Origin of the sequence: Psychrobacter sp. AOP3-A1-26, assembly GCF_052378235.1 — a bacterium.
GTDB lineage: Bacteria > Pseudomonadota > Gammaproteobacteria > Pseudomonadales > Moraxellaceae > Psychrobacter.
In genome coordinates, this window is record NZ_JBQSXN010000006.1 from 61628 (window position 1) to 72616 (window position 10989).

At 43.0% G+C, this 10989-nt stretch carries 9 protein-coding genes; 5 read left to right on the plus strand and 4 right to left on the minus strand.

Annotated elements, in window-relative coordinates; translation table 11 throughout:
- The first annotated feature begins 114 nt into the window (after positions 1-114).
- From ACT3TU_RS02410 to ACT3TU_RS02430, 5 genes are all read left to right on the plus strand, one after another.
- The gene (locus ACT3TU_RS02410) at positions 115-405 is read left to right on the plus strand and encodes a hypothetical protein (protein ID WP_192518649.1); all 291 of its coding nucleotides are present in this window, start codon (positions 115-117) and stop codon (positions 403-405) included.
- A gap of 35 nt (positions 406-440) precedes the next feature.
- Positions 441-1433, plus strand: a complete 993-nt coding sequence (locus ACT3TU_RS02415) for a DUF932 domain-containing protein (RefSeq protein WP_192522962.1) — start codon at positions 441-443, stop codon at positions 1431-1433.
- A gap of 191 nt (positions 1434-1624) precedes the next feature.
- A complete protein-coding gene (locus ACT3TU_RS02420) occupies positions 1625-2662 on the plus strand; it encodes a YqaJ viral recombinase family nuclease (protein ID WP_413038368.1) in 1038 nt (345 codons plus the stop codon).
- A gap of 106 nt (positions 2663-2768) precedes the next feature.
- On the plus strand, positions 2769-3668 hold the full coding sequence (locus ACT3TU_RS02425; protein WP_075101653.1) for a recombination directionality factor: 900 nt from the start codon (positions 2769-2771) through the stop codon (positions 3666-3668).
- A gap of 168 nt (positions 3669-3836) precedes the next feature.
- On the plus strand, positions 3837-4097 hold the full coding sequence (locus tag ACT3TU_RS02430; RefSeq protein WP_225736897.1) for a helix-turn-helix transcriptional regulator: 261 nt from the start codon (positions 3837-3839) through the stop codon (positions 4095-4097).
- A 94-nt stretch (positions 4098-4191) separates the two neighbouring features.
- Here the strand turns inward: ACT3TU_RS02430 and ACT3TU_RS02435 are convergent, their stop codons facing one another.
- From ACT3TU_RS02435 to ACT3TU_RS02450, 4 genes are all read right to left on the minus strand, one after another.
- Positions 4192-5838: an RNA-binding domain-containing protein gene (locus ACT3TU_RS02435; protein WP_192522959.1), complete on the minus strand. Its 1647-nt coding sequence runs from the start codon at positions 5836-5838 to the stop codon at positions 4192-4194.
- A gap of 145 nt (positions 5839-5983) precedes the next feature.
- Positions 5984-6889 (minus strand): hypothetical protein, encoded by a 906-nt coding sequence (locus ACT3TU_RS02440; protein ID WP_442059907.1) that lies wholly within the window; start codon positions 6887-6889, stop codon positions 5984-5986.
- The gene (locus ACT3TU_RS02445; RefSeq protein WP_192522957.1) at positions 6886-7746 is read right to left on the minus strand and encodes a hypothetical protein; all 861 of its coding nucleotides are present in this window, start codon (positions 7744-7746) and stop codon (positions 6886-6888) included. The genes ACT3TU_RS02440 and ACT3TU_RS02445 overlap by 4 nt, the downstream gene beginning before the upstream one ends.
- 78 nt (positions 7747-7824) lie before the next feature.
- Positions 7825-10932, minus strand: a complete 3108-nt coding sequence (locus ACT3TU_RS02450; RefSeq protein ID WP_192522956.1) for a type I restriction endonuclease subunit R — start codon at positions 10930-10932, stop codon at positions 7825-7827.
- Between the last annotated feature and the right edge of the window lie 57 nt (positions 10933-10989).

Sequence of the window (10989 nt, forward strand, 5' to 3'; positions counted from 1 at the left end):
CAAATATATACTATTACCATGAGATTGAGTACAGCCTGTTTGTGTGTACCTTATTCCTTCATCAAGGTCTGCTTTTTAGCAGGCCTTTTTTATGCGCAAAATTTAGGAGTATATATGAAAACCCTGTGTCCTAGCTGTGAGTCATCTTTGGTCTACGAGATGACTGATGGTAGTCAAATCAATCTTATTGATCAGCTGTTATCCCCTGCGGTATTAGTCAGCCTTGGTGTTAGTCTTTGCAAAGCACTTAAAGTACATCCTGCTATAGGTGTGGTTGCAGGAACAACGGTAGCAGCGCTTATTGAGATCACTCAGTCTCATCAAGCGCTGCCAATACTGGTCAATAAACAATATCGCTGTGATGACTGCTCGCATGTCTTCACCACCTTTCACTCATTCACTTAAACTCAATTTAATCATAATACAAAAGGAAAATTATCATGGCACATTTAGTAGAAAGCATGGCATACGTTGGCGAAACCCCTTGGCACGGCTTAGGGAATGAGCTATCTCCCAAGCAGCCGTTAGAGGTTTGGGCACGTGAGGCAGGAATGGATTGGCGTATCGAATCGTCGGACGTCAGCTACATGGCTGAGAACGATCGAGGGCATAACCTTATCTTGCCATTCGCTGATCAAAAGGTCTTGTACCGCTCCGACACGCTTGATCCGTTATCAGTGGTCAGTCAGCGCTATCAGGAAGTACAGCCTGAGGAGATACTTGAGTTTTATCGTGAGCTCACGGAACACTCACACTTTGAGCTTGAAACCGCAGGTGTGTTAAAGGGTGGTCGTAAGCTATGGGCATTGGCACGTACAGGCCAGTCAGCCAGTCTTAGGGGCGGTGATGTCAGTAATGGCTACTTACTGCTGGCAACTGCTTGTGATGGCACGCTTGCGACTACAGCGCAGTTTACCAATATCCGTGTGGTGTGTAATAACACGCTTGCGGTAAGCCTTGCTGATGGTAGTGGTGGCGTGGTGAAAGTCCCGCACTCCACCTCCTTTGATGCTGACAAGGTCAAACAGCAATTGGGCGTATCGGTTAAACAGTGGGATGAGCACATCTACGAGATGAAACAATTGTCTGAGCGCCGTGTTACCCAAGCGGAAGCGGCTAACTATCTTAGCCGTGTGTTTAACGATCAGGACAATGACATCATTTTATTTAACAGCGCGAAGAAAGAAAAAGATGCGGTTCCCAATGCTCGCGCAATGAATAAGGTGATGCAGATGTTTAATGGTCAAGGACGCGGTGCTGATCTCGATGCGGCTAAAGACACTGCTTATGGCTTGCTCTGTAGTATCACTGAATACGTCGATCATGAGCGCCGAGCGATGAACACCGACAATCGGCTTAACTCAGCATGGTTCGGTGCTGGGGCTAAGCTGAAGGAAAAAGGTCTACAGGATGCGCGAGCCTTAATCGCTTAGTTGTTTTATGACACCAGCAATAACCACGCCCTAGAGCGTGGTTTTTTTATGCCGATTATTCAACCGATCACATTCACTAATCTATTTATAAGGAATCTATCATGGAAACCATCGCTTTAAACAACACCGCTCCAACGAGACGTCGTAAGCGTAAAGCATTGCAAGCTAGACACACAAAACCGACTGCTAAAATTAATGCTAAGACAATTCAGCCAACCGAGAAAAACATCGTTCAGAAAGACAAAACTGTCAAAGCCACAGCAAAACGTCTGGTCAGCACCAAAAATCTCAGCCATGACAAATGGCTTGAGATTCGCAAGCAAGGCATTGGTAGTAGTGACGCTGCTGCTGCGTGTGGTATTCATCCGTATTTATCAATGCTGGAGCTGTGGATGATTAAAACAGGGCGTATGACCTCAAACATTGATGAGAGCATCGAAGGGTACTCACCGCTGTATTGGGGCAACACCTTAGAGCCTATGGTGGCGAAATACTATCAAGAACAGACTGGCAATAAGGTTCGTCGCGTCAACGCCATCTTGCAGCACCCTGATCCTGAGCAGCATTTTATGTTAGCGAACTTGGATTACGCCATCACTGGTAGCGATGAGGTACAGATACTGGAATGCAAAACCGCTGGGGAACATGGGGCTAAGCTGTGGAAGCATGGCGTACCGTTATACGTCACTTGCCAAGTACAGCATCAACTGGCAGTCACAGGCAAACAAGCCGCGCATATTTGTGTCCTACTCTGCGGACACGAAGCGAAGATCTACAAGGTTGAGCGCGATGAGCAACTGATCAATAGCATTCTGTGGCATGAGCGTCTGTTCTGGCAATACGTAGAAACGGATACACCGCCAACGCCCGATCATTCTGAGTCAGCGGCGCGCGCCTTAAAGCAGCTTTACCCTAAGCCTGAGCCTGCCAGTAAAATCGATTTCAGCGAAGACGCTGGGGCTAATAAGCTATTCACTAAGTTACTGAGTCACCGTGACTCACTGAGTGAGCTACAAAAGCAGCATGACCAGATCAAACATCAACTGCAAAGCTTAATCAAAGACAATGAAGTAGCGGTCTTTGACAAAGGCGCAATCTCATGGAAGCGCTCTAAGGATAGTGTGAGCTTAGACAGTAAAGCCGTCACTAAAGCCCATCCTGAGCTGATGGATAAATTTAGTAAAACCCGTCAAGACAGTCGTCGCTTCGTCATCTTAAACGATAATTAAACCAAGACAGCTAGTCTCATTAACCAAACGCATAAAGCCCACCTATCACAGGTGGGCTTTTTTATGTCGATTTATTCAAATTATTAAACAAATAAGGAATATCATCATGATTAAAGGTCTAACGATTACCCCGCCCGTACTCGGTCGTATCAGCATTGGACGCGTTATCCAAAAGGATGGCAAACGCCTACCTGCCAAAGACGATCAATTCACCATTACCAGCCAAGTGCAAAATAAAGACGGCTGGGTCAATCATCCGCTTGATGAAAAGCTCCGCGCACGTAGTGAAGGTAAGCTCAGACAAATACCCGTACGCATGCTGTTCAATGATCCTGATCTTAATTTGCGCGCTCAGTACACGCTATTCGATCGGCAAACGGGTCGTCCGTTATGCGTGGGAGATGGCGAACACTGTCAGCGGCGTACCAATAACGGCATGGAGCAACTGCCTTGCCCATCACCTGATCGTTGCCCATTAGCACAAGGTGGTGCTTGTAAACCTTACGGTCGTCTGTACGTCAATCTGTCTGAGGACGATGAGCTGGGTACGTTTATCTTTCGTACTACAGGCTTTAATAGTATTCGCACCCTTGCGGCACGCTTAAGCTACTTCGCCGCAGTATCAGGTAATAAGCTGTCCTGCTTGCCCCTGCAATTAACCTTACGAGGTAAAAGCACCACCCAAAGCTATCGCACACCCATTTACTTTGTGGATTTAACGCTAAGAGATGGGGTAACACTCAAAGACGCGGTACAGCAAGCTAAGGCAATTGATAGTGAGCTTAGCGAAAACGGCTTTGATCAAACAGCGTTAGAGCAAGCTGCCACGCTTGGTTATGCCAATTCGTGCTTTGAAGTTGATGGCGATGAGATGTCTGATGTGGTGGAAGAGTTTTATCCGCAAGATGATAGCAATCAAATGCCTAGCAAGGTAGAGAAAACTATGCAGCCAAACACCCGCAGTATCGCGCAAGGCTTACGTCAAAGCGTGACAGCGGTGAGCTAACTCGTGACAGATAAATAATGGCATAGAAAGGAGTTGATCAGATCAGCTCCTTTTTTTATTACCTGCATCAAAGGCTAACGCTCGGACTGCATGGGAGGCCATAAAAAAATATGGGACTCGGTAAGTATATGAGAGGTGATGCTCTCGTTCACTTACAAGGAGATAATCATGGAAAATTTAAACGCAAATACTCAGCAAAACACATCAATACTAAGCATGCCACAGATACCGCGAATGCTGCCGCTAAAACAGGTCGTACACTACACAGGACTTAGCAGCACAACGATTTACGATATGCTCGATAAAAGATCGAACCGTTATGACCCCACCTTCCCTATTCAGGTTAAGCTATCTAAAGGGCGTGTGGCATGGGTTGAAAGTGAAATAGCTCAGTGGATTGAAGGTAAGATAGCTGCTCGTTTCCATTGAGCACTACCCAAAAATAAGTCGCTTAATGCGGCTTATTTTTTTGTTCGTCTAAGTTCGTCTAAGTTCGTCTAAGTTCGTCTAAGTTCGTCTAATCTTAGACCAACTTCCAAACCTTATCTTCAAAATAAATGAGCTTTTTTTTCTTCATTTTTTGGAGTAAATTTTTTATTTTATGAAACTTTTGCTCATCTGTTAAAACTTCAGGCAGTTTATTATACAAAAGCTTATCAAAGTCTGAACGACTCGCCTCTCCAAATTGCTGCAACAAATCTAGGACAGCTGCTTCATAATACTTTTCATTAAGCCCTTTGAGTAACATATACTCCGCTTGCTGCTCAGTATGCTTAGCGACATCAGCGGCGATAATATAGCTGTTTTTGCGCCCTTCTATTAAGGATTTTTTACGTAACGCATCTGCTTCATTTTCAGTGATCACTTGCCCTTTTTGCACTTTATCAAGCGCTATAATGTCATGCAGTGTGAGATTATCGACGGTTGCTAACTGCTTGGCGTACTCTTGATCAAGCACTTTACCTGTAAACTTCACGCCTACCCTTTCACGGGTTAAGTCATAATCTGGCAGAGGAAAAAAGCGCTTGGACTGAATCTGATACATTTTTTTGATGCCGCTACCGATGGTGTCCATCATATTTAGACTGACCATTGCATTGACCAAAAACGGATTGCGATAACTCGCTTCAGGCGCATCTTGTAGCAAGACATTCTCAATAGTCTTAGGGATAAATGCGCCGCTGTTTTGGAACAATAGTGTTGAGTCTTCTTTTTCAACTACTATGATACGTCCGCCTAAGCGATAGTCTTGATGACCAATGGCGTTGCTTAACGCTTCACGAATGATATAAGGATCGTACTGCTGCACCTCTTCAGGAAACAGCGTACCTGACGCCATGTAGCGATAATTGAGATTACGGATCTTGTTATACACCTCATCTAAGACTAACAAAAACGGTGGTTCAAAATGCTCATAATCTTTTTCAATGCCATCAATCCCCTTTAAAATCCATGTGATATGCGCTTGGGCTGGGCTTAAAAAACTTGTGGATTCATAACGACCTAATAAGATAATCGCCGTGTGGGTGATTTGACCGTGAATAGTAATTTTGGCTTTATTTAAAAAAGTGATGTCGTCCCACTCTTTGACGTCTTCAGCCAAACGCTTGTTTTTATCAGCAAAGACTTGTCTGGCAACGGCGATTGCTTGAGGGTCAAGATCTTCAAGCGCTGCCTCGTGGCAAATCTCAGCACTCCAGTCATCGGCTTGATTCTGCCATAGCTTACGGCTTTGATCTGGATAGTGCTTTAGCGGTTTTGTGACGCTACCAATGCGAATATAAGGCTCATGCAAAAAGCTAATTGGTGTATCGATGGCTGCTGGAATCTCAAAAAGTATCACCGCTTTACCATCGATCTGTAGCTCATGAATGGTAAAGTGAATCTTAGGGCTTATACGGCTTATCAGCCAATGCTCTAAATCTTCGTTGCCTTTGGCTTTTTTTGTCCTCGGGCTAAAGCTTGTGCCAACGATGTTGTGCGTGCCGTCCTCTACGCCAAACACCAAATAACCAAACTTCTTGCCAGCCAAACACGCACCATTAGCAAGCGCAGATATTCGCTTGCCAATCTCATCAGGGCTATGAAAGTTATGCTTAAACTCAAGCCATTCTTGCTCGGTTGGCTGCTGAGTGAGGCTTAGGACAAGGCTTTGGTAGTGGTTCAGCATAACAGTATAAGTTTCAATTTTGAATTGATCATTAGGGCTAGTATAGAGGTAAAGCGAACTTATTAGCAAAAAAAACAGATCACCCATTTAAATGATCTGCCCTTTATTGTATCGCTTTGATAATGCTTATTTATATAAATTATAGCTAAGTTACAAAATCAGCTACCTTGTTGTAAACTTCTTCTTCGCTATATAAAACATCCATTTCAATGTTATAGCCTTCTTTTTGTCTTAGATGCTTTAAAGCGTATAACGATTTTTCTATATGGCTATCGATGTCATCTATAACATCTTGCGTAATACGCTCATTGGGCGCTGGACGATATATAAATAGCCCAGCTTTAGCTTCTTGGCCTGTTAACAGACATGCTTTTTGTATATTACTACAACCCAAATAATCTAAATTAAAACTTAGGGCGTTTTTTTCTAGATAATCAGCTGACACTACAGTTGCAAATAGACAATCGTTTTCAAAAAGACTGTTTTTTTGCTGTGGTCGCCAAATAGGTAGGTCTAAAGCAATCTCACTATTGTCAATGTTACTTTCTAGTAGGATTTCTTCTTCCTGATAATACTCAGTTTTATTAATACTCTTTAAGCTTTGCTTTAATCCCTTACGTAGCTCTACTGTGTTAAGAACAGGCACTGTCGGTTTTTTCTTTTCTTGAAAGTGATCCATATGCACATAATCACGATATAACGAGTCTAGAATCGCTTCTATAGATAAGCCCTTAGTAGGCATTAATGTCGTATAGGTCAGCTGTGAAGAGGGTGGATAAGAATATCCTACTGTATTTAATGCTGTTGAGATAGACTGTAATAACAGTCTTAGACCTTGAACGGCATTTTTACCGTAGATACAAGCAAAGCCTTTCAAGCTTGAGTGAGCCAGCTTAAACCGAATTTTTTCATTACCATCTTCTATAAAACCAACACCTAGGTTAAATACTTCTTTGGCTACAATATCAGGTGTGAATTTGATGACAAAAAAATGACCTTTGATAAAAGAAGCCATCGCATCTTTAGGTTGTAGTAAGCTTGTCCAATTCATAATGACAGCATCCCATAGCGTTCACTTAAAATATGAGTGATATTATGATCTCTACTTTGCAAAAATGCTAAGAATTTCTGCCATATTTCACGATCTTGATTACTTGCTAATACCTCTATCCAAAACTCACATTCAGCTGTGATCTGCCTAATGGCTTTAAATTTCTTTAATGCTGTTTGTATAATGAGATTGCCTTTTTTGCTATCAGCCTGTATGTCCCTAATCACTAGATCAGCCAAATAATTACTATAATTATTATTCTCAATGAGATCTGTTGACTGCCAGTTAGTGCCGTCTTCTATAGCAAGTTTGCCATTGTCAATTAACCAAAAATCTTTTGCGTTGGCGGTTAGAATGTTACGAGGTAGGCGATCTGTATTTGCCATGACCTCATCACAAATTAGTGCTTCTTTGAAATGTGTCCATTTAATAAGCTCACGCTCTACAGCTTGTCTGCTATGATTGTATCTAAGCGATAATGCTTTGGCATACATACGCTGCGTAGCAAACATAGGAATCACGTCGTTAGTCTCATAGCTTTTTTTGAGGCGATCGCTAAGATGACTCCACAAATGCGTAAGACTGTCTTTAGGCATCAATACTAAAAACGCTTGTTCAGGTTGCGGTACTTTATATAAATCACAAATCAAGTAGCCAATAATTTCATTAAGCATCCCTCGATCACCTGTAGTGACATGCGGATGATCATAAGCATACGCTTTAAAATAAACGGGTATGTCTTTATCCTCATGAAATACATTGCCAGTGAAAACATCACTTACAATGTCGTTTTTTTCAGCGGTGTCAACTCTTAGTATATCGGAGGGCTGAATCGTTTTGATGACAATGTTGTTCATGTTAAGTTATGCCTATGAAACTGTTAATCTAGAAATTAATTTTACTTATTTGTCATTCTTTACATACCAAGAAATCTTCTACTCTAGCCTGCCCTCACTCAAAACAAATGCTCTCAATACGGCGTCAATCTTTATATTAACCTTAAACATAGGGATACTGCTGCCCTCTACAGATTCAAAGTACGCTTTAGCCTTATCTTTATCCACGGTATTTTTTAGCTCATCAAAGCGTCCAAACTCATTGATATTCGCCTCAGTCACAGCGCTGTCTAAAAGCGTCCGCAGCTGTGCCTCATCCAGCCCTAAGCTATCTGCAAATTGCTGAATAGTATCGTTCTGATCTTTTACTTGATAGTCAACGATATAGTCTTTAAAGGTACTATTTACTTCGACTTTGACCTTACCTCGCTGTACATCATTCAAGAATATATTAGCGTATTTTTGCTCATCAACACTTAGCGTCGGAAAGGCTTTGTGTAATTCATTTAGCGCTTGCTCGGCATCGCCTAATTCGAGTGATTCGATATATTTATTAAAGCGCTCGTTTAGATACGCCGTATCGATTCTGTCAGTATTGATCTGGGTCAAATGCCCTGAGATATCAAAGGGCACATCACCTGAGCCGCCCGATGAGCCACCTTGAAACAGCTCTTTATAACGTATAGCTAGCACCAGATAGGTTTGTTCATCAAAGCTCAGCGTAACGCTAGTATCGTCAAAATCATAGCTTAGCTTATCCCACGTGAAGCCTTGAATATCTGCTGCTTCTAAATGATCGTTCAGCTGTTTGAATAGCTTGGCAAATTTAGCTTGGCTTGCCTCAGCACTAGGCAGCGCTTCAAAGTTTGCTATCCCATCTGCGCTAAATACTGCTTGTATCTCAGCGAAAACATGATTCATCTTAGCCAAGTTACTCTCAAGCTTATCAACAAACAGTCCAATGGGCTTGTCGCCAGAATACAGCTTAATGGCTGCTGCGATATTGCGCTCCATGGTATAGGGCTTACGATAGTAGCGAATCGTACCAAAGGGCTTTTCGTGACCAAATAAGCGGTTGGTACGCGAGAACGCTTGAATGATATTCTCGTAACGTATGAGCTTATCGATATATAAGGTATTAACCCACTTAGAATCGAACCCTGTTAGCATCTGCTCAACAACAATAAGTATATCTAGCTGCTGATCTGGCGTGCGCTCAATAAACTGATACGGCTCTTTATGTGACAGACGATTGGCAAGATCTTTTTTAAACTTGCTATGGCTGGCTATTTTAAAGTCTTTGTCATATTGGCTGTTGTAATCGGTGATGATCTCAGCCATGCCGCGCTCTTTAAAAACGGATGTCTTCTCGTTGCCTTCATTGGCATCAAATAAAGCGCTTATTTTTAGATTGAGGTCTTGCGCCTTGATTTGTGCTTTTAGCAAACGATAGTAAGTGATGGCTTCAATGATACTACTGGTAGCAAATATGGCATGAAACTTACCGCCTCGGCTCAGCGTTGGGAAGTTGTCTAAGATATCTTCGACCACCATATTTTGGTGCTCGTCTGTCAAATACTGCTCTTTTGGCAGGTAATCCTCAATGCCTTTTACATACGTGCCATCAGCTTGTTTATGCCCTGCCATGGCGACATCATTGATAAACTCATAATACTTCTTTTTCTTAGCGTCATCCGCTAAGGCTTCTGATTCAGTATCGGCTTTGGCTTGTTGTAGTGCTACCGCGCGGCGCACTTCTTTATCCTTAAAGGTGGCTACGCGGTACAAATCAAAGCCCAAGACGTTCTTGTCACGAATACCATCAGCGATGCTATAACGATGCAGCTCATCGCCAAAGATATCAGCGGTAGTGTTCATTTTTCGCTGGTTTTCATCGTGAATGGGCGTGCCCGTAAAGCCAAAAAATATCGCATTTGGGAAAGTTTGCTTAATGATTTTAAGCATATCGCCAAAGGTTGAGCGATGCGCCTCATCGATGATAAATACTAAACGCTTGTCTTGCATGACACTCAGATCATGAGCGTTCATACCGCTGCTGTCGGCTTCGATATTACTCATCTTTTGAATGGAGGTGACAATCAGGGTATCTTTTGGGTCGCTACTTTTAATTTTACCGATCAAAGCATGGGTGTCATCGGTGTCTTGTACGCCGTCCTTGCTATCAGCGAAGTTTTGATACTGTATGAATGACTGCGTACCCAGCTCAATGCGATCCATCAAAAAAATCACTTTATCGGCGTCTTGTGAGCTGGCTATCAATTGCGCGGACTTAAAGCTGGTCATGGTCTTGCCTGAGCCTGTGGTATGCCAGATATAGCCGCCAAGCTGGCTATTGGCATCTTGCCATTTGGTAGTAGATACCTTGTCAGATATGGCATTGGCGGCATAATACTGGTAGCTGCGCATGACCTTTAGCACGCCATCGGCTTTGTCCGCTACGGTATAAAAGCCGATCATCTGATGCGCCATAGGGATAGACAGCAAGGACGCGGCAATCTCTTTATAGCTGGTGTACGGCTCATTGTAGAAGTTCGCCCAACTAAAGTAATAATCATCGTTAAAGTTGCCATCGGGATTGGCAAAATAAACCGACTGCTCAGGGTTCATAGCGACAAATATTTGCACCAATGCAAACAGCCCTGTAAAGATACCTGCCTCGCTATATTTTTCGACTTGGATGCACGCTTGACTGACGGGCACACCGCTACGCTTCAACTCAATGTGAAAGACAGGCATGCCATTAATCAGTAGCATGAGATCACCACGGCGGTCACGAAGCACAGGTGACTTGGTTGGGAATTGTGGCTGCTTAACAATCTGATAGCGGCTCTGCCCTGCGGCAATCTCATGGCGATCATATATCTTTAGACTGATCTCTTTGCCAAGGTGCAAGGTATCGTCTGGGTTATCACGAGTGATTGACACGGTCTTACCATTGATAAAGCCGTTTAGCTTCAAAGGCGTCTTTAAGGTATTAATTTGCTCAATAAGCTGCTGCATCTCACCATCCGTCAGCGGTACGTTATTGAGGCGGTCGATACCACGATTGTTTTCAAATAAGATACGCGCCCAGTTATCGATAAGCTCTTGCTCAGTGGGTCGGTTGATAACTTGATCTTCCCAGCCTTTTTGCTGCAAGATATGGATAAGCGCGTCTTCAAATTTAGCTTCGGATGCAAAGGTCATGGGCGAGCCTTAATGGGTTATACAAACATTTTTGCCAATAAGGCTTTTTTAATATTC